The 22,514-nt window shown below is 49.0% G+C and carries 22 protein-coding genes, 1 tRNA gene and 1 riboswitch; of the genes, 12 read left to right on the top strand and 11 right to left on the bottom strand.

Annotation, left to right across the window (positions count from 1 at the left end):
• The first annotated feature begins 49 nt into the window (after positions 1–49).
• The 3 genes from Q8M75_RS00550 to Q8M75_RS00540 are packed head-to-tail and all read left to right on the top strand — an operon-like array spanning position 50 to position 2,206.
• On the top strand, positions 50–1,294 hold the full coding sequence (locus Q8M75_RS00550) for a CaiB/BaiF CoA-transferase family protein (RefSeq protein ID WP_305485032.1): 1,245 nt from the start codon (positions 50–52) through the stop codon (positions 1,292–1,294).
• A gap of 25 nt (positions 1,295–1,319) precedes the next feature.
• Positions 1,320–1,718, top strand: a complete 399-nt coding sequence (locus Q8M75_RS00545; RefSeq protein WP_305485031.1) for a VOC family protein — start codon at positions 1,320–1,322, stop codon at positions 1,716–1,718.
• Between the two features lie 2 nt (positions 1,719–1,720).
• Positions 1,721–2,206 (top strand): isoprenylcysteine carboxylmethyltransferase family protein, encoded by a 486-nt coding sequence (locus Q8M75_RS00540; RefSeq protein WP_305485029.1) that lies wholly within the window; start codon positions 1,721–1,723, stop codon positions 2,204–2,206.
• A 14-nt stretch (positions 2,207–2,220) separates the two neighbouring features.
• Here Q8M75_RS00540 and Q8M75_RS00535 read toward each other — a convergent pair whose 3' ends face one another.
• A complete protein-coding gene (locus Q8M75_RS00535) occupies positions 2,221–3,819 on the bottom strand; it encodes a gamma-glutamyltransferase family protein (protein WP_305485026.1) in 1,599 nt (532 codons plus the stop codon).
• A gap of 254 nt (positions 3,820–4,073) precedes the next feature.
• Between Q8M75_RS00535 and Q8M75_RS00530 the strand changes: the two genes are divergently transcribed.
• The 3 genes from Q8M75_RS00530 to Q8M75_RS00520 are packed head-to-tail and all read left to right on the top strand — an operon-like array spanning position 4,074 to position 7,050.
• Positions 4,074–5,174, top strand: a complete 1,101-nt coding sequence (locus Q8M75_RS00530; RefSeq protein ID WP_305485024.1) for a TRAP transporter substrate-binding protein — start codon at positions 4,074–4,076, stop codon at positions 5,172–5,174.
• 33 nt (positions 5,175–5,207) lie between these two features.
• Positions 5,208–5,732, top strand: a complete 525-nt coding sequence (locus Q8M75_RS00525) for a TRAP transporter small permease subunit (RefSeq protein WP_305485022.1) — start codon at positions 5,208–5,210, stop codon at positions 5,730–5,732.
• On the top strand, positions 5,725–7,050 hold the full coding sequence (locus tag Q8M75_RS00520) for a TRAP transporter large permease subunit (protein WP_305485019.1): 1,326 nt from the start codon (positions 5,725–5,727) through the stop codon (positions 7,048–7,050). Before Q8M75_RS00525 ends, Q8M75_RS00520 begins: the two co-directional genes overlap by 8 nt.
• A gap of 113 nt (positions 7,051–7,163) precedes the next feature.
• On the opposite strand, the gene Q8M75_RS00515 is transcribed toward Q8M75_RS00520, so the two are convergent.
• On the bottom strand, positions 7,164–7,697 hold the full coding sequence (locus tag Q8M75_RS00515; protein WP_305485016.1) for a hypothetical protein: 534 nt from the start codon (positions 7,695–7,697) through the stop codon (positions 7,164–7,166).
• A gap of 55 nt (positions 7,698–7,752) precedes the next feature.
• Here Q8M75_RS00515 and Q8M75_RS00510 point away from each other — a divergent pair, with 55 nt between their 5' ends.
• The 4 genes from Q8M75_RS00510 to Q8M75_RS00495 all read left to right on the top strand — a co-directional run bounded on the left by Q8M75_RS00510 (position 7,753) and on the right by Q8M75_RS00495 (position 13,363).
• The gene (locus Q8M75_RS00510) at positions 7,753–8,409 is read left to right on the top strand and encodes a cupin domain-containing protein (RefSeq protein WP_305485013.1); all 657 of its coding nucleotides are present in this window, start codon (positions 7,753–7,755) and stop codon (positions 8,407–8,409) included.
• Positions 8,410–8,488: 79 nt separating this feature from the next.
• Entirely contained in the window at positions 8,489–9,610 is a 1,122-nt protein-coding gene (locus Q8M75_RS00505) for a glycosyltransferase family 4 protein (RefSeq protein ID WP_305485011.1), read from the top strand.
• A gap of 97 nt (positions 9,611–9,707) precedes the next feature.
• On the top strand, positions 9,708–11,654 hold the full coding sequence (locus Q8M75_RS00500) for a spermidine synthase (protein WP_305485008.1): 1,947 nt from the start codon (positions 9,708–9,710) through the stop codon (positions 11,652–11,654).
• Positions 11,655–11,662: 8 nt separating this feature from the next.
• The gene (locus tag Q8M75_RS00495; protein WP_305485006.1) at positions 11,663–13,363 is read left to right on the top strand and encodes a GMC family oxidoreductase; all 1,701 of its coding nucleotides are present in this window, start codon (positions 11,663–11,665) and stop codon (positions 13,361–13,363) included.
• A gap of 41 nt (positions 13,364–13,404) precedes the next feature.
• On the opposite strand, the gene Q8M75_RS00490 is transcribed toward Q8M75_RS00495, so the two are convergent.
• Together Q8M75_RS00490 and Q8M75_RS00485 are read right to left on the bottom strand one after the other, a co-directional pair.
• Entirely contained in the window at positions 13,405–13,665 is a 261-nt protein-coding gene (locus tag Q8M75_RS00490) for a hypothetical protein (protein ID WP_305485003.1), read from the bottom strand.
• A gap of 91 nt (positions 13,666–13,756) precedes the next feature.
• A tRNA-Asn gene (locus tag Q8M75_RS00485) sits at positions 13,757–13,832 on the bottom strand.
• 47 nt (positions 13,833–13,879) lie between these two features.
• Between Q8M75_RS00485 and Q8M75_RS00480 the strand changes: the two genes are divergently transcribed.
• Together Q8M75_RS00480 and thiD are read left to right on the top strand one after the other, a co-directional pair.
• Entirely contained in the window at positions 13,880–14,800 is a 921-nt protein-coding gene (locus Q8M75_RS00480) for a DMT family transporter (protein WP_305485002.1), read from the top strand.
• A gap of 9 nt (positions 14,801–14,809) precedes the next feature.
• Positions 14,810–15,700, top strand: a complete 891-nt coding sequence (gene thiD, locus Q8M75_RS00475; protein ID WP_305485000.1) for a bifunctional hydroxymethylpyrimidine kinase/phosphomethylpyrimidine kinase — start codon at positions 14,810–14,812, stop codon at positions 15,698–15,700.
• Positions 15,701–15,719: 19 nt separating this feature from the next.
• Here thiD and Q8M75_RS00470 read toward each other — a convergent pair whose 3' ends face one another.
• The 7 genes from Q8M75_RS00470 to thiC form a co-directional block, all read right to left on the bottom strand.
• Positions 15,720–16,916: a multidrug effflux MFS transporter gene (locus Q8M75_RS00470; protein ID WP_305484997.1), complete on the bottom strand. Its 1,197-nt coding sequence runs from the start codon at positions 16,914–16,916 to the stop codon at positions 15,720–15,722.
• A gap of 17 nt (positions 16,917–16,933) precedes the next feature.
• On the bottom strand, positions 16,934–17,065 hold the full coding sequence (locus Q8M75_RS00465) for a hypothetical protein (RefSeq protein WP_305484996.1): 132 nt from the start codon (positions 17,063–17,065) through the stop codon (positions 16,934–16,936).
• A gap of 200 nt (positions 17,066–17,265) precedes the next feature.
• A complete protein-coding gene (locus Q8M75_RS00460; RefSeq protein ID WP_305484994.1) occupies positions 17,266–18,207 on the bottom strand; it encodes a thiamine phosphate synthase in 942 nt (313 codons plus the stop codon).
• Positions 18,204–19,019, bottom strand: coding sequence for a thiazole synthase (locus Q8M75_RS00455; RefSeq protein ID WP_305484992.1), 816 nt, complete (start codon positions 19,017–19,019; stop codon positions 18,204–18,206). Before Q8M75_RS00455 ends, Q8M75_RS00460 begins: the two co-directional genes overlap by 4 nt.
• A gap of 27 nt (positions 19,020–19,046) precedes the next feature.
• On the bottom strand, positions 19,047–19,244 hold the full coding sequence (gene thiS / locus Q8M75_RS00450; protein WP_305484990.1) for a sulfur carrier protein ThiS: 198 nt from the start codon (positions 19,242–19,244) through the stop codon (positions 19,047–19,049).
• Positions 19,232–20,464, bottom strand: coding sequence for an FAD-dependent oxidoreductase (locus tag Q8M75_RS00445; protein ID WP_371131721.1), 1,233 nt, complete (start codon positions 20,462–20,464; stop codon positions 19,232–19,234). Before Q8M75_RS00445 ends, thiS begins: the two co-directional genes overlap by 13 nt.
• Positions 20,427–22,343 (bottom strand): phosphomethylpyrimidine synthase ThiC, encoded by a 1,917-nt coding sequence (thiC, locus tag Q8M75_RS00440; protein ID WP_305484988.1) that lies wholly within the window; start codon positions 22,341–22,343, stop codon positions 20,427–20,429. The genes Q8M75_RS00445 and thiC overlap by 38 nt, the downstream gene beginning before the upstream one ends.
• Before the next feature lie 40 nt (positions 22,344–22,383).
• A riboswitch (TPP riboswitch) is annotated at positions 22,384–22,482 on the bottom strand.
• Positions 22,483–22,514: the final 32 nt, after the last annotated feature.

The following is a 22,514-nucleotide window of genomic DNA, read 5'->3' as shown; positions in this document are numbered from 1 at the left end:
CGATTGGTTCATTCTAAATATAAAAGAACCGGTTTAAGTAAGTGAGACCATGACAAATTCCACGCAACATGTAAATAAGCCGCTGCAGGCCGCCAATCGACCACTGCCACTTGCCGGAGTGCGCGTCTTAGATGTGAGTCAAGTGATGGCAGGACCATACTGCTGCATGCTCTTAGCTGATCTCGGTGCAGATGTGATCAAGATTGAGCCGCCGGGTACCGGGGATCAAACCCGGGGCGCGATGGGTTTCAAAATGAAAGGCTCCGATAGCATGGGCTTTTTAAACATGAACCGCAATAAGCGCAGCGTTGCTCTCAATTTGAAAAGCAAAGCGGGCAAGCAAGTCTTTTTTGAGCTAGTGAAGACTGCTGATATTTTGGTTGAGAACTACCGCCCCGGAGTCATGAAAAAACTGGGGATTGACTATGCGGTTTTAAAAGACATTAACCCGGGCTTGGTTTACGCCAGCATTTCAGGATTTGGTCAAACCGGCCCCTGGGCAGAGCGCCCCGGTTTTGATTTAATGGCTCAAGCGATGTCGGGGGTCATGAGCGTCACCGGCTATCCCGATGGCCCGCCGGTAAAAGCAGGTGTTCCGGTTGCTGATATTGGCTGCGCACTCTTTGCGGTCTATGCCATTTTGGCGGCGCACATTGGTAAGAAAAATACCGGGGAAGGGCAGTTTATTGACGCCTCTTTATTTGATGCGGCATTGGCGTTTTCCATTTGGGATACCTCGCAGTATTGGGGAACTGGAGTTGAACCCTACAAGCTAGGTACCGCCAATCACATGAGCGCTCCATACCAGGCAATGAAAGCAGCGGATGGTTACTTTGTGATGGGCGCCACAAATCAAAAGTTGTGGGCTTTGCTGTGCGAGAAAATAAATCGGCCTGAGCTCATGAACGATGCTCGCTTTATGACGAACCCATTGCGACTTGCGAACCGTGAAGAGCTAGTCATCGAGCTTGAAAAGACCTTTGTGACTAAAACGGGAGCAGAGTGGGTTGATCTATTGCTGGCTGAAGGTATTCCGGCAGGTCCAATCAACACCTACCCCGAGGCATTCGAGAGCGAGCATGGCAAGCACCGCCAAATGCGCATGGAAATTGATCATCCGATTGAAGGCAAGGTTCCGAATATTGGATTTGCAGTGAAGTTATCGGGCACACCTCAACAGGTTCGCATGCACCCGCCTTTATTAGGTGAACATACGAATTCAGTCTTAGCCGAAATTGGCATTACGGGCGACGCGCTCAAAGCCTTTGAGGCCGATGGCGCCTTTTTACCTTAAGTAAACCCCATTACAGGAGCATCCCTTGAATACCTTAATTGATCGCATTGACCACATTGTTCTCACCGTTACGGACATTGAAGTCACTACTCAGTTTTATGAAAAAGCCTTTGGCTTTGAGCGTGAGTTTTTTAGAGGGCCGGAAGGGCAGCCCCGTCATGCTTTGCTCTTTGGTCAATTGAAAATAAATTTGCAAGACCGCAATACAGAAACGCCTACCAAGGCACGCATCCCGACGATTGGTTCTGGCGATTTTTGCTTGATTGCATCAGTACCATTGGATGACTTCATCAAACACCTTGAGGCACAACAAATCCCAATTGATGTTGGCCCAGTTTCACGTCGCGGTGCTTTGGGTCCGATACGTTCGGTTTATTTACGTGATCCGGACGGTAACTTAGTTGAGGTAGCCGAGTATATATAGCGATGGCGCCTCAAACAAAATCACTTAAAGGCAATGGAATTGGTTTTGTTCTGGTGCAAGCTATTTTATTGGGTATGCTTTTCTTTGGCCCGGTTCGCCTCAATGCGAGTGAAGTTTGCGGTGTGCAAAATGAGTCTCTTCAATGGCTTGGCTATGCTATTTTTATCGTTGGTAGCAGTATTGCAATCATTGCAGCAGTTCATTTAGGCAAAAACCTCACACCACTGCCTAAGCCAAAAGATAATGCTGAGCTCGTGCAAACTGGCTTATATGGCTGGGTTCGCCACCCGATTTATTTTGGGGTGATTGTGTTGGCTTTGGGCTGGGGGCTAATACAGCAAACCCTATTGGTCTGGATTTACGTAATAGCCTTAATTATCTTTTTTGATATCAAATCGCGCAAAGAAGAGCGGTGGTTGGTAGAGTGTTTTTCTACGTATGCCGACTACCAAGGGCGAGTACGCAAACTCATCCCTTGGATCTACTGAAGCATCCCCGTTTTTTAAAAAGCCGCAACCGAGCCGTCGCTACGAGGGTCCCATCCACCACGCAATACGCCGGATGGTTCCCGAATGATGCAGCCCGCATGACCAACTGTTTCATCAAAATCACTGAGCATTTCAATGTCGTGACCCATGGCAGCAAGTTGTGACACCACTTTGCTATCAAAGCGGGACTCTAGTTTGAGACTGTCACTGGTTTGACCCCAGGTTCTGCCAAGTAACCAGCGTGGTCTGCTGATAGCATCTTGTGGATTGAGGCCGTAGGTCGCGGTTCGCGTAAATACAGCGCATTGTGTTTGGGGCTGGCCATCGCCACCCATCGTTCCGTAGACCATCGATCGGCCGTCTTTAAATAGTGCCAGCGCAGGGTTGAGAGTGTGAAAGGGTTTGCGATGGGGCTCTAAGGTGTTTAAGTTATGCGGGTCCAATGAAAAACTACAACCCCTGTTTTGCCAATTCACACCAGATTTAGGCAAGACAATACCGGCGCCAAACTCGTGATAAATACTTTGAATGAAGGAGACGCATCGGCCTTCGCCATCCACTACGCCCATCCAAATGGTATCGGCTGGCCCCCGTCCAGCGCCCCAAGGCAGGGCTTTCTGACCATCCACCTTGGATGCTAAATTCTTTAAAAAATCAGGGCTTAAAAAGTGCTGGGCATGATGCGACATATAGGCCGGATCCGTTACGTGTTGATCGCGCACTTGAAAAGCTTGCTTGGTTGCTTCAACGCAGTGGTGAACGTACTCAGCACTGTCCACATTAAAACGTTTTAAGTTGAGCTGATCCAGAATGCCCAAGATCATGAGGGAAACAACACCTTGAGTGGGTGGCGTCATGTTGTACACATTTCCCAAGCTGTGTTTGAGTTCAAGCGGGTCAATTAGTTTTGCCTGATGGCGCTGCAAGTCCGCTAGTCGCAATGGACTGCCGATGGCTGTTAGCTCTTTTGCGAGCAGCTCAGCCAGTTCACCGCGGTAATAGTCGTTGGTTCCTTTTTTTGCAATCTGCCGCAGAGTGGCTGCAAGCCTGCCTTGCTTAAAAATGCTACCGACTTCTGGACTTTTTCCATTCACTAAAAAAGTTTCAGCAAAGCCTGGAATGGACGATAACTCGGGGCGCTTTTTTTCTGTCAAACTGGATTGGCTGAGGGTGACAGGTACGCCGGCCTCTGCATAATGAATCGCATCCTCTAGCAGGCGAGATAAGGGCAATTTACCACCCAAGCCCTTTTTGGATAAAGCATGCGCAGCACCCCAGCCTGAAATGGTTCCAGCAACCGTGTTGGCTGCGACTGGGCCACGAAAGGGAATAGCTTTAGTGATGCCTTGGTCTGCATACCATTTCTTTGTGGCTAATCCTGCTGATGCACCGCACGCATCAATACCGCCCATGGCTTTACCTGGAGCATGCACTACCCAAAACGAGTCACCACCAATGGAGTTCATGTGGGGATAGACCACAGCAATGGTTGCCGCCGCTGAAATCATGGCTTCTAGTGCATTGCCGCCTTCACGTAAGACCGCAAGCGCTGATTCAGACGCGAGTGAGTGTGGCGCTACCGCCATTCCTTGAATACCCCATTTTGCTTGCATTTTTTTTTGCTCTCTGCTGTTAACGCGTAATTAAAGACACAGTTTAAATTGTTGCATTCACCAAATTGATGCATGAACAACATCCGCTACCAAAATAGTGCAATAAATGCACCTAACTAGGGAATATCCCGATTAGAACAAGTTGGGTTTGTACTAAATTGAATTGGAAGCATTTATTTTCGATATTTTAGTTGCACCGCACAATATTAATCACATTATTTTTTAATTTAGTTCAACTTCTTAGGAGATTTAATATGGAATCAAACCGCCGTAAGTTTCTTAGTACCGGTATTGGTGCAGGTGTTGTTGGGGCTACCTTAGGTGCTCCAGCCATCGTGCAAGCCCAATCAGCACAAACATTTAACTGGAAAATGACCAGCGCCTATCCTAAGGGCTCGCCTTTTTATATGGATGGCCCCGGAAGCGCTACCGATCTAGCAAAGCGCATCGGCGAGATGTCCAATGGCCGGTTGAAGATTCAAGTTTTTGGAGCGGGTGAGTTAATTCCAGCATTTGAGGGTTTTGATGCGGTGCGATCGGGCACCGTGGAAATGAATCACGCCAATAGCTATTTTTGGACTGGCAAAACAGCCGCTGCCCAATACTTCACAGCTGTACCTTTTGGCCTGAATTTCCAAGGTATGAACGGCTGGCTGTATGACGGCGGCGGTATTGATCTCTGGAATGAGACCTATGCTCCATTTGGCATGGTGGCTATGCCTTGCGGTAATACTGGTGTACAAATGACCGGTTGGTTTAAAAAGAAAATTAATAGCGTTGCAGACCTCAAGGGCCTGAAGATGCGTATCCCTGGCCTGGCCGGTAAGGTCTACGCTAATCTAGGTGTCGACGTGAAGGTGCTCCCAGGCGGCGAGATTTTCCCTGCGCTAGAGCGTGGCGTTATTGACGCAGCGGAGTTCGTTGGCCCATTCCAAGACCGTCGTCTCGGTTTGCAAAAAGCAGCCAAGTTTTACTACACCACCGGATGGCATGAGCCCGCAACCACTTCTGAACTTCTCATCAATAAGGCCGCATGGGAGAAGCTACCAAAGGATCTCCAGGCAGTAGTACAAAACGCATCTGCCGCATGTAATGTCATTGGCGAGGCATGGTGCCAGCGCAACAATGCGGAAGCAATGGAGGACTTGGTTAAGAAGCAGGGAGTTACTGCGCTTCCACTGCCGGATTCAGTTGTGGCTGCAATGCGTACAGAGACGAAGAAGATTTTGGATGCCGCCGCAGCTGCTGATCCAATGACAAAGAAAGTGCACGACTCGTATTTTGCGTTTAAGCGGAACTATGACATTTGGGCTTCATACAGTGAGGCCACTTACCACAACAAAGTTCGCGGCTAATTTGTTTTTTAATTATTTGAGTTAGGAATTCGTGTGCAAAAGTCCTTAGATACAATCGCAGCGCGTATTGAAGGCTTACTTGATCACATTGGCAGGGCCACGTCGTACGTGGCCCTAGCCATTGTTGTCTTGATAGTCATCAACGTAACATTGAGATACAGCATGAGTCTGGGAACCGTTTGGGCTCAGGAGCTGGAGTGGCACCTCTTAGCAGCATTAATTTTGTTTGGCATGAGCCATGCATTGCTTCGTGGTGACAATGTCCGAGTTGATTTGTTTTATGCCAACTACAAACCAAAAACTAAGTTATATGTTGACCTTTTGTCAGCAACATTAACCGTCATTGTGGCAATCTTTTTTATATTGCTCTCCATTAAGTACGTTAACCAATCGTTTTCGATTGGGGAAATGTCGCCGGACCCCGGGGGGATTCCATACCGCTGGATGGTGAAGGCGCTCATTCCGATTGGCTTCTCCCTTTTAGCACTGCAAGGTGTGGGTGAGTTTTGTCGCGTGATTGTGAACTACCAAACAAAAGGCGAGGGCAATCATGTTTGAGATGCAAACCATGGCTATTTTTATGCTCATTGGCTTTTTTGTCATGCTAATGATTGGTGTGCCAGTAGCAATTTCCCTAGCAACCGTTGGTTTTGTATTCGGTTATCTGGGTTTTGGGCCAGTCCTATTCAACCTCTTGCCGGCGCGAGTCTTTGGCGTGGTGGCAGGTTATCAGTGGCTTGCCATTCCCTTATTTATCTTTATGGGGATTACGCTAGAAAAGTCTGGACTAGCGGATGATTTATTGGACGTAATCGGACACGTTGCTGGCGGTATTAAGGGCGGCATGGCGGTTGGCATCATCCTGTTTGGCGCATTAATGGGCGCTACTACGGGTATCGTTGGCGCAACGGTCATTACCTTGGGATTATTAACTTTACCTACCTTGATTCGGCGGGGCTATGACAAAAGTATTGCGTGCGGCGCCATTTGTGCGTCCGGAACTTTAGGGCAAATCATTCCACCTAGTTTGATTTTGATTTTGCTCTCCGACATCATGCAACTGTCCGTAGGAACTCTATTTGCAGCCGCAGTAGGACCTGGAATGATGTTGGTGGTGGTCTATATCGTTTTCATTCTGATTCTGGGATGGCTTAAGCCCGACTTAATGCCTCCCATTCCCAAGGAAGAGCGTAGCCGGGTTTCCGGTAAGGAGCTCACCATCCGCTTTTGGAAGGTGGTGGTTCCTCCCATTATGTTGGTCGTCGCCGTATTAGGCTCAATCGTTGCGGGTATAGCTGCCCCAACCGAAGCGGCAGCGATGGGCGCCATTGGCGGCGTTATCGTCACCATTTTCTCTGGACGCTTTTCATGGGCAAAGCTGAAATTGGTTGCGCTGGATACAACCAAAATTAGTGCCATCATGATGTTCATTCTGATTTGCGCTCAAGTGTTTGCACTGTCATTTCGCGGCCTCAATGGTGAGGAACTGATTGCCGGCATGTTTGAGGTGATTCCAGGCGGCGTTAATAGCGATATTTGGTTTATGTTGCTGCTGATTTTTATTCTGGGTTTCTTCATTGAGTGGATTGAGATTAGCTATATCGCCGTTCCACTTTTCTTGCCAGTACTCATAGCGCAAGGTGCTGATCCTGTCTGGATTGCCATGATGATCACGGTATGTTTACAGTCATCGTTCCTAACGCCACCATTCGGCTGGGCCCTGTTTTATTTAAAAGGGGTGGCGCCACCGGAGGTGAAGATCAAGCATCTATATAAAGGCGTCATTCCATTTATCTTTATGCAGGGCGTTGCTTTGTTCTTGGTGTTCTATTACCCACAGATTTCATTGTGGCTACCTAAGACGATTGGTTGGTGACGTAATACTCTCGGGGTAACGTATCAGGAAAATCAGGATCGCTATGCGATCCTGATTTCTTTTAAAGGGGCAATAAAGGAGAGGGCGGATACTGAACGTTGCTTTAACGCGTATTACTTTGGTTTAGAACCAAATAAAATGGCAGCAACGGCTTGATTGCCAATCGATTGTTGTAATCCTAAGAAAATCAAGTAAGGCCAGAGAATCAGCCAATACATCAACGCTAGTGCTGCAATGTAAATTGGGTCGCCGTGTCCAAATGACGATATGGACTCTAAAAATGATTTGCCATGCAAAAGTCCATCAATTCCTGCCTCGGCAAAACTCAGTGCGAGCACAATGCCAAGGTAGGCTATGGAGTGCCAGACGATGGATTTAATGAGGCCGCGATTGGTATCCACGCGTAATGGAAATATTGCTTTGCTGATCATCATGAATTTAGCGCATAAAGCCGCTTTAATAATGGCAAGCCCAAACGGGGTAATTGGTATTGCCGCCTCCCGCAGGAGCGCAAACGAAAAAAAGGCGATTGCACAAAACCAGGTAGCAAAATACAGAGTCAAGAGTGCAGCTTGAACAAATTCATCCTTGATCCGGTGACGTAGACCTTCTTTGGCCTTTTGGGTAGGGGGATTCAGGCTATTCATCGCTGAATTGTAACGATCTTCTTACGGGCTGATTACTTTGATTTATTCTTATGGGATGAATATCCACAGTGATTTTGCCGAGCGCATTGTTTTGCATGCGGATGAACTGGTATGGCAAGCGTCACCCGTCGCTGGAGTGAGGCGTAAATACCTCGATCGTGTGGGCGATGAGGTCGCACGCGCAAGCTCGATTGTGCGATACGAGCCTAATACATCATTTGAACAACATACCCATGATGGGGGTGAAGAGATTTTGGTGCTCGATGGCTGCTTTTCAGACGAGAAGGGTGATTATTCCGCGGGAACGTATTTACGCAATCCGCCGGGTAGCCATCACACCCCCTTTTCGAATGCTGGCTGTACCCTATTTGTAAAGCTACGGCAGTTTGAGCGAGCGGATAGCCAGGAACTTCGTATCAATACGAAAACCAGCGATTGGTATCCTGGGCTAGTGCCTGGACTATCAGTGATGCCCCTGCATGAGCATCAGGGCATTAGTACGGCCTTAGTGCGCTGGGCTCCCAATACGGTGTTTAACCCCCATGTTCATCCGGGCGGCGAGGAAATTTATGTCCTGGATGGCGTCTTTCATGACGAGTTTGGAGTCTATCCCAAGGGAAGCTGGATTCGTAGCCCCCGGTACAGCAAACATGCTCCATTTACTCGGCAGGAGGGTGCGCTTATTTACGTCAAGGTAGGGCATTTGGCCTAATAGTAGAGGCTTAAAGGGATAGTTTTGCAAGTAAGTATGAATGGCTTGGTTAGCACCCTCAAAGTGTATGATCTGAGCCATGCAAACCGGCCTTAATCCACCCCAGCCAGCACCTACTGGTCAGCATATTATTCAGGTCGTCCGCAACTGGGGTCCTGTGGGCGGCATGGAGTCTTATGTTTGGCATTTAAGCCATGCGCTAGCGCAGCACAATTACCGTGTCACCATCGTTTGCGAAAAATCCCATGAAGTAACGGCCGCTTGCAATATTGAGGTTATTGAGACGGGTTTGTTGCCACCAAAGCCACGCTGGATTTTGTATTGGCGTTTTGCAAATAAAGTGGAGGCGGTGATTCAATCGATTCGAGGTCAGTGCATTGTGCATAGCCACGAGCGCTCGGTTAGCCACGATCTCACCACCTTTCATTCGATGCCGTTTGCTGGAATAAAAGAGAAATCCATTTGGCGTCGACTATCGATTCGGGTATGGGCTTATTTGCGGATGGAGGCGCGTGAGCTTGGCGTATCGCCAAATCCTGCTGTTTCTATTGTTCCCGTGTCCGCTGTCATTGCCAAAGCGATTTCGAAGTATTACCCCTCGGTGGTCAATCAAATCGTCTCCCCCATCTCTCCGGGTGTCATGGCCATGCCACAACGACCACAGCGTATCGTCCCCATGGACGGCGGCACGATTGGTTTTATTGGAAAAGAGTGGGGTCGTAAGGGTTTTGCTCTTTTTATGCAAATCGCCACGCAGTTACAACAGCTACGCCCTCATTTGCGGCTCGTCGTATTGGGGCCAGAGCAGGCGGAGGTAGCGGATCAGTGCCGCAATTATCCCGGCGCGATTGCGTTTTTGGGCTGGCAATCCAGCGGGTCTTTTTTTCAGGATCTCGATTTACTTATTCACCCAGCCTCCAGCGAAGCCTATGGCATGGTCATTGCTGAGGCTATGGCCTGCCATGTGCCGGTATTGGTATCGGATGCCTGCGGGGCAGCAGTGGATGTATCCGAGCGCCATGGAACAGTTCTATCTATCCAAAATTCAGTCAGCGAATGGGTTCAAGCCGGAGATGCATTGCTCCGGAGTACACAACCCGCGGCAGGATATCTGCGGCCATGGGCGCAGGTTGCTGCAGAATACGAAACGCAATACCACGCCATTTCATTAAAAAAATACCAAACCACCACAAAAACATAACAACATGAAATACAACGTACGGCTAACTTTTCAATACGGGCTCACTATTTTTTTGAGTGCATTTTTATTATTTCAGGTTCAGCCCTTAATTGGAAAAATGATCCTGCCATGGTTTGGTGGCTCTGCATCGGTTTGGACGACCTGCATGCTGTTTTTCCAAGCCACTTTGCTATTTGGCTATATCTATTCGCATTGGATTGTGAAAGCGCTCAGTCCGTATCGGCAGAGCATGCTGCACATCGCATTGCTATTAATTAGTTTGTCATTGCTGCCACTAGCTGCTAGTGAGTTATGGAAGCCCACCGGTAGTGAAAATCCCACCTTGCAAATTTTGGGCCTCTTATTTGCTTCCATTGGTTTGCCTTACTTTGTGCTATCGACAACCGGCCCGCTGATCCAGGCTTGGTTTGCGCGGGAGCGCACGGGCGGCATTCCATATCGCTTATTCGCTTTATCTAATTTTGGATCGATGCTGGCTTTATTGGCCTATCCAATTGCCTTTGAGCCCATGCTGCCAACCCAGTGGCAATCGTACTGCTGGTCAGGCTTGTATGTCATTTTTGTCTTGACCTGCGGCCTCTTGGCATGGCGCAATCGCAATAGCGTCGCCCTGGTAGAGACAGAAAAAGATAATTCGCCGGCACCCACTGCACTCCATTTGCTTACTTGGATCCTATTGGCAGCGTGCCCTTCGATTCTGATGGTGGCGGATACCAGCTTCTTAACTGAAAACATTGCCCCAGTTCCGATGATCTGGGTTGCTCCTTTGGCCCTGTACCTGCTGTCCTTCATTATCTGCTTTGAGGGGAGTGGCTGGTATAAGCGCAAGCTTTTCCTGCCCTTGCTTGTTGCATCGCTATTTATCTTGGCTTATCTGCCCACCCTTGGCTTAAATGAGCTGCCCGTGATGATTTCGACCGGGGTTAATTTATTTTCATTCTTTGTGGTGTGCATGGTTTGCCATGGCGAGCTGGCAGCCCAGCAGCCAAATTCACGTTACCTGACTACCTATTATTTGATGCTGGCCGTTGGCGGTGTGATGGGCGGCTTCTTTGTGGGCATCATTGCGCCATATTGGTTTACCGAAAACTATGAACTATCGGTTGGCATCGTATTAACTGGCATTGTGGTTGCGCTAGTGTTTTTGTCGAATACACGGTTTAAAACTAAGCAACTTAAGCTTACAGCTGCCGCTGGCATTGCTTCCTTTTTAGTGCTCATTAGCGTGATTCGGATTGACGATCATTCGCATGACATTGCTGGCATTGAGTTAACGCAACGTAATTTCTATGGCACCCTCAAAGTCTATGTTGATGAGGCTCGTGGTTATAAAACCATGCAGCACGGTCAGATTAGCCATGGCAGTCAATTTACGGATCCTGCTAAAGCCCAAGAGCCCACGACATATTATGTGCGCGAGAGTGGGGTAGGTCAGGCCATCGTGATCAAGTCCCAATCCAGTGAGCCGATTAAAGTGGGCGTGGTCGGTCTCGGGGTTGGCACCCTAGCTGGCTACGCACGCAAGGGCGATGTGTATCGCTTTTATGAGATCAATCCGCAGGTGATTGACGCTGCTCAAAAGCACTTTACATTTTTATCCAATAGTGCTGCCAGCATCCAGCATGTCTTAGGTGATGCGCGCTTGCAGTTGGAGCAGGAGCCCAATCAGCAATTCGATGTCCTCGTGATTGATGCCTTCTCGGGCGATTCCGTGCCGATTCATTTGTTAACCAAGGAAGCCTTTACGCATTACTTTAGGCACCTAAAGAGCGATGGCATCCTAGCGCTGCACATTACCAATCGCTTTTTGGATTTAAAGCCCGTAGTCAAAACCGCTACGAATGCTTTTGATCAAGATGTGAAGGTGGTGCGCTTTGCTGCCTCAGAAACCAAAGTGGGCTACCGGTCCGAGTGGGCGCTGATTAGTAAGGATAAAAAATCCTTCCGGGAGATCCAGTTTGTCAATGCCGAGGAAATTGATACGCCAAAAGACTTTAATTTATGGCGCGATGATTACAGCAGCCTTTTGTCCATCATCAAATAAACCAATCAATGAGTGTATCGGTTTCCTCTCTTGAATTTGACACCATTATTGTCGGTGCCGGCAGCGCGGGCTGCCTTTTGGCTAACCGGCTATCTGCCGACCCAAAACACCGGGTGTTATTACTTGAGGCTGGTGGTGAGGATGATTGGTTTTGGATCAAAGTGCCTGTTGGTTATTTATTTACGATTAACAATCAACGAACCGATTGGTGTTTTAAGACAGAGACTGATCCGGGTCTAAATCAGCGTTCGATTCATTACGCCAGAGGCAAGGGCATCGGCGGATCATCGTCCATCAACGCCATGATTTATATGCGCGGGCAGGCGAGTGATTATGAGCGCTGGGCAGAGCTCACGGGCGATCCGATATGGCAGTGGGATCAAACTCTTGAGACCTATAAATCGCTCGAAGATTACTATGCGGGCCCCAATGCATGGCACGGCGACTCTGGCGAGATGCGCGTGGAGCGGCCTCGTGTGCAATGGGACATTCTGGATGCGTGGCGCGAGGCAGCTAATCAACAAGGGATACCCAAGATTGAGGAGTTCAATCGGGGTGATAACGAGGGCTGCGCCTACTTTCAGATGACGCAAAAACGAGGAGAGCGTTGGTCAATGGCCGATGCTTACTTACATCCCATTCGGCAACGACCGAACCTCACCATACTGACGAAAGCCCAGGTGTTGCAATTAAAACTTCGCCCCATTAGCGATGCAAGCCTAAATCAACATCGCTTCACACAATCGGCTTGGCACGGCGCCCAAACCGAAGTCTACGGTTTGGACTTTTTGCACGATGGCGTTCGCAAAACGGCCTTAGCCCAAGATCAGGTCATCCTCTCTGCTGGATCAATCGGATCGCCGCACCTGATGCAGATTTCAGGGATTGGATCAAGAGCGCATCTGGAGAGTATCGGCATTAAAACGCAGGTTGAGCTCCCTGGCGTTGGTGAAAATCTGCAAGATCATTTGCAAATTCGGACGGTTTATCAGGTAGACAACTGTAAAACCGTCAATACACTCTATAAGAATTGGCTAACCCGAATTGGTATGGGCCTAGAGTATGTCTTTAAGCGGACTGGGCCCTTAACGATGCCGCCATCTACCTTGGGTGCCTTTACGAAAAGCGACCCCAGTCAAACCAGTGCCAATATTGAATGGCATGTGCAGCCTCTATCTTTACCTAAATTTGGTGAGCCGCTGCACCCATTTAATGCCATTACGCCAAGCGTATGCAATTTACGCCCCAGCTCACGTGGCTGGGTGAGGGCGGTATCGCCCGACGCTCTGCAAGATCCGCAGATTCAGTGCAACTACTTATCTACTGCCGATGATATGGCGGTGGCTGTTGCCAGCTTAAGGCTTACTCGAACGATTATGGCCAGCCCCGCACTCCAGCCTTTTGCTCCAAAAGAGGTATTGCCTGGAGCGGATATTCAAAGCGATGCGGACTTAGAAGAGGCTGCCCGAAATTTAGGGACCACCATCTTTCATCCTGTTAGTACCTGCGCCATGGGGAAGGTAGATCAGCATGGCAAAGCAGAAAATCCCCATACCGTGCTTGACTCAGAATGCCGTGTGAGGGGTGTAGCTCGGTTGCGGGTGATTGATGCCTCTGCTATGCCCTGCATTACTTCTGGCAACACCAATGCCCCCGTTATGTTGATTGCAGAGACAGTGGTGCGAAAGATGCTCGCAGAGTGCGCATAGTATCTGGCTAAAAAAAGACTAGCTTCTACGATTCCTAAGAATTAATGCGCAACTGCTTTTTGAGCAAGCTTTCTGCGTTTTTTCAGTAACCAGGCAGTATGGATTCGGGTGAGTGCCATGATCGGCCACAGCATCGCGCAAAGCAGGACCCAAAAAATGCGACTTTCAAAAAATGGGTTCCCATCCAACTCTTTTGCCGTATGAGGCCCTTCGCTAAACAAGTGCCGCTGTGAAAACGTTACAAATCCAAAACAAGCACCAAAGAGGATGTAAAGACTGATAAAAGTCGTGTCGGTCATCATTTTTACCTCACATCAGTTGTGTAAAGTAAATATTACATTAAAGATGTAAAAGAAAAAGCCCCTTATTTTAAAAAGGGGCTTTTGATGTATTTGGCTCCTCGACCTGGGCTCGAACCAGGGACCTACGGATTAACAGTCCGGCGCTCTACCGACTGAGCTATCGAGGAATTGCGTAAGCCAATATCATACAACATCTTCCATTTTTGCCTTAAATATGCGCTTTATCGACCTGCGAGTAATCCTGTACCTAATCCTAGCTGCCTTACTGTGGGCTGGTAATGCGGTCGTGGGGAGATTGCTCGTTGGGGAGATATCCCCATTGTTGCTGAGTACCGTCCGCTGCTTGGTGGCCGCGGCCGTGTTATTGCCATTCGGTGTCTCAGTGTTGCGTGCCAATAGCGATCTTTGGAAAAACAAAAAGCGCTTTTTGCTACTGGGCTTATTCGGCGTGGGCGGCTATAACATGCTGCTCTATTTGGCGATTCAGACATCTACTCCCATTAATGTGACCTTAATCGGGGCAAGCATGCCCATTTGGATGCTCTTAATCGGCGCTTTATTTTTTGGCAATCGACCTAGCGGCTACCAAGTGATCGGGGCCTTGATTTCCATCCTTGGGGTTTGCATCGTTCTTTCAAGAGGAGATTGGCTGGCCATTTTGCAAGTCCAATTTGTGTACGGTGATTTACTCATGGTCTTGGCAACGGTTTTGTGGGCGTTTTACAGCTGGATGCTGACAAAGCCGGGAAATAGCTCCGAGCGTCGTTGGCCTTGGAATGATTTCTTATTAGCGCAGGTTTTGGTGGGTCTACTGTGGTCGTCTGCATTTTCTGTTGTGGAGTGGCAGGGCGGTTATATGCATTTTGAGCCCAGTCTGTTGGTCTGCCTGCTGATTTTGTATGTGGCCATTGGCCCATCCCTGATTGCATACCGCTGTTGGGGTCTGGGCGTTGCTAAAGCAGGGCCAACGGTTGCTGCCTTCTTTGCTAATTTCATACCCCTTTTTACTGCCATCCTCTCAACGTTGATTCTGGGAGAATCCCCTCAGGGCTTTCATGGACACGCCTTTTTATTGATTGTGATCGGAATTGGCTTGTCGGCAACATTAAAACCAAAAGAGCGTATTTCGAACTAAGATAGCAGCATGGAAACCAGCAAAAAAACCTCGGTACGCATTCCTAAAATACTGACGATTGCCGGCTCGGATAGCGGCGGTGGAGCGGGTCTGCAGGCGGATCTCAAGGTGATTACCGCCCTAGGTGGATACGGCATGACAGTGGTGACTGCAATCACTGCGCAAAACACCCTTGGCGTGACTAAAATTCAGGGGATCGATCTGGATGTAATTGAGGCGCAAATTGATGCGGTAGTCAGCGACATCGGCGTAGATGCAGTGAAGATTGGCATGCTTTCCAGCCCGGAGATTGTGCACTGCGTTGCTGCGTCACTGCGTCGCCATGCAATCAAAACCATTGTGCTAGATCCTGTCTTGCGGGCAACATCGGGCGCAAGCTTAGGAGGCGATGCAACTGCACACGCCATACGTGAGGTTTTATTTCCGCTGGCAACGGTGATTACACCCAATATGGAAGAGGCCTCCATATTGCTTGGCCGCCCAATTTCAGAGCCTACCGACTTTGAGCAGGCGGCACGGGATTTGATCGAAATGGGCCCAGCCGCGGTATTGATTAAGGGCGGACACCTTGATGCAAAGCATACGCAGCTAATGGATTTTTTGATGTGGCGAGCAATCGATGGGGATGGCAAAAAAATCCTAGAACAGAAAAAACTCCTGCATTACCGTGTCAATACACCCAACACCCATGGCACTGGCTGCTCTCTTGCATCGGCAATTGCGACCTATTTAGCAGATGGTCATCACCTTAGTCATGCTGTTGCAAAAGGAATTGCTTATGTTGAGGCTGGATTGGAAGCGGGCGTTTATCTGAGTATTGGCGTAGGCCCGGGACCACTATGGCATATGCATGCCTTTTATCCTACGGTATTACTTGACGATCTGGATTTAGGGCATTGATCAAGTTCACCGTAGGCATTTATTTGTGAGGCAACATAATCCGAATAGTTACATACATGAGCAGTGCTGCAATTGCCATCATGCAGGAGGCAATTAATGGGCTAATGCTTTTAAAAAGGCCTAATATGCCCCCGGTGATGGCTCCAAAAAACATTTCAAACGCGTAAAAACTGCCGGCTACAAGGCCAAAATTTGACTTAAATGGGCGCATTACTGCAACCTGCGTCGCCGGAAATATAGCCCCAACTCCAAAAAGGATAACGGCAACTAAAAGTAGCAAGAAGAATAAATTGATTACCTCTAATGCCGAAAAAAGCAGCATTAGGCTGGATGCCAATAAAACCAAGATGCTTGCTCGCCGTATTAGGCTGTCAAGTGATGTATGTGCACCACGTTTACGTGTAAATACTGTTCCCGCAATATAGCCAATAATAACTGCAGAAAATGAAAAACCATAAGCAACTGGCCCTAAGTCAAAATACTGCTGCAATAAAAATGATGATGATGCTATGAATGAAAAATAAATGGACCATGCCAAGCTAATAATTAGAGTGTAGGCAATAAATTCCCGATGCGTACCAAGTAATCTCAGCTCTATAAGCGTATCCAAAAGACTCAACTTGTTTTTGCAATGAGTATGAGACTCCCTCAAAAGCAAAAAGGCAAGTGTAAATAAGATTAGCGAAAATGCTGCAATAAAGACAAATGTGCCGCGCCAGCCAACACTTTCTACCAGCATTCCTCCAAGAATTGGACCTGCAGTCGGCGATAGAGCTAGGCCGGCTGAAAGATAGCTCAGTATTCGAACCTGATCATTACAGTCAAATAAATCGCGAACTACAACACGGGCCAGTAACGTTGCAGATCCACCTCCAAAGGCCTGAATGAATCGCAGTAATACTAAACCGCCTATTGACTCTATAAAAATAGAGGCAACAGAGGCTGCTGCAAAAATAGCAATCCCAGCAAGAATGATTGGTCGCCTGCCATATCGATCTGAAATAACTCCAGAAATCATGAGGCTGCTAGAGTAGCCGATCATATAGGCTGTGAGAGTCAGCATCACATTGGCTTGATTCGTCGATAAACTTTCCTGAAGAAAGGGGAGTGCTGGTAGATAAACGTCTGTAGCCAGCATTGGCAGTATTACTAGTAATGTGAGTAGAAAAACTAGTAATCGGGGATTGCTCACTACGTGTTTTTCTATCTTATTCATGGGCAACTGTCTGTTTGTCAGTTTGCGAACCATGGATAAGATTTCTTTTGCGCAGCCATTTTTTGAAGCAAAATTTTGCAGTACCCGTTGGCTGTGCCAGCAGCTCCGCCGCCAACGATAGCAATAGCAATGGGTTCATTATTTGTCATGCAGTCTTTTTGGTTTATCAATGGCTTTATAGGGCGCCATTGGATTAAGTTGACCGCACATTATGATGTGCTTCAGCACTTCTTTAATTAGTATTTACCCTTAAAATAGGGTTTTTTATAGACTTAATTTAGAAAAAATAGACTAAAGTCATTTTTATTAATTAATAAATATTGTAGGAATTTTATAAGTAATAAATATATCAGTGATCCAAGCGCATTAGCTGACTTAGTCGCTTTACTGCAGCCTCTGGATCGTCTGACCCTGTAATTGCCCGCACTACCGCAACGGAACCCACACCGGTTTGCGCTACCGCTTGAATGGTGTTTTCATTAATGCCGCCAATACCAACCAGGGGATAGTGGCGCATGAGCTGGGCATACTTGCGCAGTCGCCCGAGTCCCTGCGGAGCAGTAGGCATCTTCTTTAACTGCGTTGGAAAGACGGCGCCCATCGCAATGTAACTCGGTAAAAATGAGTCGGCGTACACCATTTCAGCATAGCCATGCGTACTCAAACCCAAACGTAAACCGGCTTTACGAATGGCATCCAAATCAGCCAGTGCCAGGTCTTCTTGACCTAAGTGAACGCCATAAGCGCCTGCATCAATCGCTTCTTGCCAATAGTCATTAATAAACAGAAGGGTCTTACTTCCTTTGACGGCAGCAACGGCAGCATTGATTTCTGCTATGAGGCGTCCGCGGTCAAGGGTGCCTTCGGCTTTATAGCGCAACTGAACTGTCGGCACTTCGGCATCGACCATGCGCTTAACCCATTCGGCATTGGGCAATACAGCATATAGTCCGAGTGCATGAGGGCATGCAGGAAAGGCTTTGGAATGCGCCTGGTGCGGCGTTGGCATTAAGTCAAAGTAGTCGGGCAGGCTTGGCCAGCTCGCCGGATGAAAGCCGCCCGCATGGTGCGCCATGCGTGACCACGCTTTACCTAAGACCTGTGCATCGGTTTGAATAAACCCCATCTGGATTGCAGCCAGAGCGCCAGCTAGTTCGTAATGATCGCCAGCGTGCGTATTATCTAATGCAGGTGGCAGTTGATTGATGCTGGATTCAGGAACAGGAATGGCGAGATCATCTTGCCGATGGCAGGCGATGATTTGCTCCGCAAGATCGCGAATCAGACTCATGAGGTCTGATGCCAAAACGGGGTGCCAACCAAGGGGGTGCTCGCCTGCGCTGAATTCTGCGCCTGCATGGCACCAGATAAATAGGCTGCCCGACCGGCATCGACGGCTTTTGCAAACGCCGTCGCCATTGCTACTGGATTATCGGCCAAGGCTACGGCGGTGTTGAGCAAAACACCATCAAAGCCCCACTCCATGACAGTGCAGGCATGGGATGGTAGGCCAAGACCGGCATCCACCAAGAGCGGCACCTGCAAGCGCTCACGCAAGAGTTTCATGGCATAGGGATTAAGTGGCCCTTGCCCAGTTCCAATGGGCGCTGCCCAGGGCATCACTGCTTGGCAGCCAACGTCTACTAAGCGTTGACAGAGGATTAAATCCTCGGTGCAGTAGGGCAAGACCTTGAAGCCATCTTTAATCAGGGTTTCAGCAGTTTGAACTAAACGCAAGGTATCGGGCTGCAGGGTGTAATCATCACCAATTAATTCGAGCTTAATCCAGTCAGTCTCAAATACTTCACGGGCCATCTGCGCTGTCGTAATGACTTCTTGTGGGCTATGGCAGCCAGCGGTATTTGGCAAAACGGGGACAGCCATTTTTTTCAGTAAATCCCAAAAGCCACTGTGCGCTTCGGTAGTTGAAGTACCTTGGCGCCTGAGGCTCACAGTGATCATTCCGGGCTTTGCTAGTGCAACCGCATTTTCCAGAATTTGCGGCGATGGATAGCGTGAGGTACCAAGGAGCAAGCGACTTGCAAAGGTCTCGCCATAGAGAACCAATGCATCGCTGGTAGAAAGGGGAAGTGAAGTCGTCATGGGAACAGATGTATTGTCGAAGGTAGATTAACCGCCGGTGACCGGAGCGATGATTTCAACCTGATCGTTGTCCTGCAGGATATATTCCGCATGGCGCGTCTTAGGCACAAATTGCAAATTAACAGCAACCGCATAGGGCGGCTTTGCCTCAATCATCACCAAGAGATCGGTAATGCGGCTATTGCTGGGTAGCTCGCGCGGAATTTGATTGGCTATGATGCGCATGCGAGTAACTCACGTTGGGGGTCCTGCGTCACCCGCAAATCGAGGCGCTTGGCTAATGCACTACTGGCAGACGACTGGTCTGCCGAAGACCTCAGTAGCTCAATAGCGCAATCCATTACTGCGGGCGCAATTAAGAAGCCATGCCGATACAAACCATTAATTAACATCAGCCCAGGCTTGCTGACTCGAATCTCAGGCAAATTATCTTTGAGGGTGGGGCGGCATTGCGTACTCATTTCCAGAATACGTGCTTCAGCAAAACCGCTGTGCACGGTATAGACCGCACTGAGTAATTCCATTGCCGAGCGAACGCTGGTGGGCGATAAGTCTTCGGATTCAATTTCAGTAGCACCAACCACATACATATCATCCTCTTTAGGAGCAATGTAAATGGGGTAACGTGGGTGAATGAGCCGAGTAGGGCGCTTGAGTTTGACTTCAGGCGCATGCAGTCGAATCACTTCGCCGCGGATGCCGCGCAAGGGATTCGATTCCCAAGCCTCTTTTGCACCTAGGCCGCGGCAATCAATCACCCAGTCATGCTTTCCTTGGCGATGCAAATCATCGGGATCGATTGCCTGATTCCAATGCAGCTTCACTTGCATGGCACCGAGTGCATGCAATAAGGAGACCAGCAGTTGCCGATTATCGAGTTGGCCTTCGTGCGGCAAAAACAAACCCTGATGAAAGCGGTCGGCTAGGCTGGGCTCAAGTCCTTCTAGGGAGTGACGATCGAGTTGTTGTGGCTGCTCTAGCGGAAAGGCGGAAGCACCCGGCTGCTGACTCTCACGGCAATTACGGATGAGTTGCGAGCTAAGACGTTTGGCTTCGATAGCATCTTGTTGGTGCCAAACAAACACCGTCCCTTCTTGCTGAAAAAAAACCGGAAGACTGAGTTCGGCTGTGAGGGCTTGCCAGCGCGGTAAGCTGTACATGCCCATTTGCACCACATTGGCCTCGGTGATTGCAGACTCTGCAAGTGGAGCCAGCATTGCTGCCGCAATGGTTGCAGCAGCATGCTCGCCATCCGTTCCGCCGCGGTCATAGAGTGATACATCCGCACCCCCTTTTGCTAGGGCGTAAGCCATCATCCGGCCGATGAGGCCAGCCCCGACGATGGCTATTCGCTTGCCAGCAAAAGATGGACTCTGGTCAACGAGCATGGTGTGTACAGCCAATGCCTTATTGGTAAATCTCGCTACCGCGTTTGCGGAACTCAATCGACTTTTCTTCCATGCCTTTGACTGCCTCCACTACTTTTGGATTGCCATTGGCATCTAAAGTAGCAGCGTAGTCACGCACCTCTTGAGTGATCTTCATTGAGCAGAACTTCGGACCGCACATCGAGCAGAAGTGGGCAATCTTGGCTCCTTCCGCAGGCAAGGTGGCGTCGTGATACTCACGCGCACGCTCCGGATCGAGGCCTAAATTGAACTGATCTTCCCAGCGGAACTCAAAGCGCGCTTTTGATAGTGCGTTATCGCGAACTTGAGCGCCGGGCAAGCCTTTGGCTAAGTCTGCGCCATGCGCTGCAATCTTGTAGGTAATGATCCCTTCGCGCACATCTTCTTTATCTGGTAAACCCAAATGCTCTTTCGGTGTGACGTAGCAAAGCATCGCTGTGCCGTACCAACCAATTTGCGCTGCGCCAATGCCGCTGGTAATGTGGTCATAGCCTGGTGCAATATCGGTAATCAGTGGTCCAAGGGTATAAAAGGGCGCCTCTAAGCAATGCTTGAGCTCTTCAGTCATATTCTCTTCAATGCGCTGCATCGGAACATGGCCGGGGCCTTCGATCATGACCTGAACGTCGTGCTTCCAGGCTTTCGCAGTGAGCTCGCCCAAGGTATGCAATTCACCAAACTGGGCCGCATCATTGGAGTCCGCAATACAGCCTGGACGTAAACCATCGCCTAAGCTAAAGGACACGTCATAGGCCTTCATGATCTCGCAAATTTCATCGAACTTGGTGTAGAGGAAATTCTCTTTGTGGTGAGCGAGGCACCATTTCGCCATGATCGAGCCACCGCGCGACACAATGCCAGTGATGCGATCGGCTGTGAGCGGAACGTAACGGAGTAAGACCCCAGCATGAATGGTGAAGTAATCCACGCCTTGTTCAGCTTGCTCTACCAAGGTGTCACGGAACATTTCCCAGGTAAGGTCTTCGGCGATGCCGCCGGTTTTATCCAGGGCCTGATAAATCGGTACCGTACCAATCGGTACAGGGGAATTGCGAATAATCCATTCGCGAGTTTCGTGGATGTGTTTACCAGTGGAGAGATCCATGATGGTGTCTGCACCCCAACGAATCGACCACACCATCTTTTCGACCTCTTCATTAATCGAGGAAGTGACGGCAGAGTTACCTAAGTTACCGTTAATCTTGACGCGGAAGTTGCGGCCAATAATCATCGGCTCTAATTCGGGGTGATTAATGTTGGCTGGAATAATCGCACGACCGGCAGCAATTTCTTGGCGAACAAATTCAGGGGTCACGATCTCTGGTAAGTTCGCGCCATAGCCTTTACCAGGATGTTGCTTGAGCAATTGGGTGTAACGAGGGTCTTTGCGTAATTGCTCCAGACCCATCGACTCACGCAAGGCAACGTATTCCATCTCAGGTGTAATGATGCCTTGGCGGGCGTAATGCATTTGACTAACGTTAGCGCCAGACTTCGCTACGCGCGGCGCGCCGATGTGGGCAAAGCGCAGGTGTTGGGTAGCAGCATCTTTGGAGCGCGCGACACCATACTCTGAAGTAGGGCCAGCTAATTGCTCGGTATCACCCCGTTCTGCAATCCAATTGGCACGCAGTTTTGGCAAGCCTTTTTCTAGGTTAATCACAATATCCGGATCACTGTAGGGACCCGAAGTGTCGTAGACAGGCACAGGTGGATTGGGAACCATCTCTTTACCAACCGCGGTAGCCAATTGCTCAATCATGCGAATCGGTGCCTTGATGTCTGCGCGCGAGCCCTCTAAGTACGTCTTGGTTGAAGCGGGATACGCAAACTTTTGCCCAAAGTCACGCTCAAGGCTTTTGAGGGTGGGGATCTCTGGTTTTGCGGGTTTTGTTTTTACGTCTGCTGTGCTCATATCCATCTCCTAACTGATTATTCGATGGACGAAACCGGGTACCGGTTTTGATGATACTCCCCACGCCAGCATTATCTGGATCGGGTAATAGGGTCTTTCTCAGCGCCACCAATTACGGAGGGCACCCCTGTTTCATCCTTATTTATATTTAACCATGATTCGAGGACAAGT

It is taken from the genome of Polynucleobacter sp., from assembly GCF_030693775.1.
Lineage (GTDB): Bacteria > Pseudomonadota > Gammaproteobacteria > Burkholderiales > Burkholderiaceae > Polynucleobacter.
This window is presented reverse-complemented; position numbering and strand designations above follow the sequence as displayed.

What these genes read in the sequence shown, in the direction of transcription:
- Q8M75_RS00550 (WP_305485032.1), top strand. Translation starts at nt 50, where the DNA reads ATGACAAATTCCACGCAACATGTAAATAAGCCGCTGCAGGCCGCCAAT.
- Q8M75_RS00540 (WP_305485029.1), top strand. Translation starts at nt 1,721, where the DNA reads ATGGCGCCTCAAACAAAATCACTTAAAGGCAATGGAATTGGTTTTGTT.
- Q8M75_RS00535 (WP_305485026.1), bottom strand. Translation starts at nt 3,819, where the DNA reads ATGCAAGCAAAATGGGGTATTCAAGGAATGGCGGTAGCGCCACACTCA.
- Q8M75_RS00530 (WP_305485024.1), top strand. Translation starts at nt 4,074, where the DNA reads ATGGAATCAAACCGCCGTAAGTTTCTTAGTACCGGTATTGGTGCAGGT.
- Q8M75_RS00520 (WP_305485019.1), top strand. Translation starts at nt 5,725, where the DNA reads ATGTTTGAGATGCAAACCATGGCTATTTTTATGCTCATTGGCTTTTTT.
- Q8M75_RS00515 (WP_305485016.1), bottom strand. Translation starts at nt 7,697, where the DNA reads ATGAATAGCCTGAATCCCCCTACCCAAAAGGCCAAAGAAGGTCTACGT.
- Q8M75_RS00510 (WP_305485013.1), top strand. Translation starts at nt 7,753, where the DNA reads ATGAATATCCACAGTGATTTTGCCGAGCGCATTGTTTTGCATGCGGAT.
- Q8M75_RS00505 (WP_305485011.1), top strand. Translation starts at nt 8,489, where the DNA reads ATGCAAACCGGCCTTAATCCACCCCAGCCAGCACCTACTGGTCAGCAT.
- Q8M75_RS00500 (WP_305485008.1), top strand. Translation starts at nt 9,708, where the DNA reads ATGATCCTGCCATGGTTTGGTGGCTCTGCATCGGTTTGGACGACCTGC.
- Q8M75_RS00495 (WP_305485006.1), top strand. Translation starts at nt 11,663, where the DNA reads ATGAGTGTATCGGTTTCCTCTCTTGAATTTGACACCATTATTGTCGGT.
- Q8M75_RS00490 (WP_305485003.1), bottom strand. Translation starts at nt 13,665, where the DNA reads ATGATGACCGACACGACTTTTATCAGTCTTTACATCCTCTTTGGTGCT.
- Q8M75_RS00480 (WP_305485002.1), top strand. Translation starts at nt 13,880, where the DNA reads ATGCGCTTTATCGACCTGCGAGTAATCCTGTACCTAATCCTAGCTGCC.
- thiD (WP_305485000.1), top strand. Translation starts at nt 14,810, where the DNA reads ATGGAAACCAGCAAAAAAACCTCGGTACGCATTCCTAAAATACTGACG.
- Q8M75_RS00470 (WP_305484997.1), bottom strand. Translation starts at nt 16,916, where the DNA reads ATGAATAAGATAGAAAAACACGTAGTGAGCAATCCCCGATTACTAGTT.
- Q8M75_RS00465 (WP_305484996.1), bottom strand. Translation starts at nt 17,065, where the DNA reads ATGACAAATAATGAACCCATTGCTATTGCTATCGTTGGCGGCGGAGCT.
- Q8M75_RS00460 (WP_305484994.1), bottom strand. Translation starts at nt 18,207, where the DNA reads ATGAGTCTGATTCGCGATCTTGCGGAGCAAATCATCGCCTGCCATCGG.
- Q8M75_RS00455 (WP_305484992.1), bottom strand. Translation starts at nt 19,019, where the DNA reads ATGACGACTTCACTTCCCCTTTCTACCAGCGATGCATTGGTTCTCTAT.
- thiS (WP_305484990.1), bottom strand. Translation starts at nt 19,244, where the DNA reads ATGCGCATCATAGCCAATCAAATTCCGCGCGAGCTACCCAGCAATAGC.
- thiC (WP_305484988.1), bottom strand. Translation starts at nt 22,343, where the DNA reads ATGAGCACAGCAGACGTAAAAACAAAACCCGCAAAACCAGAGATCCCC.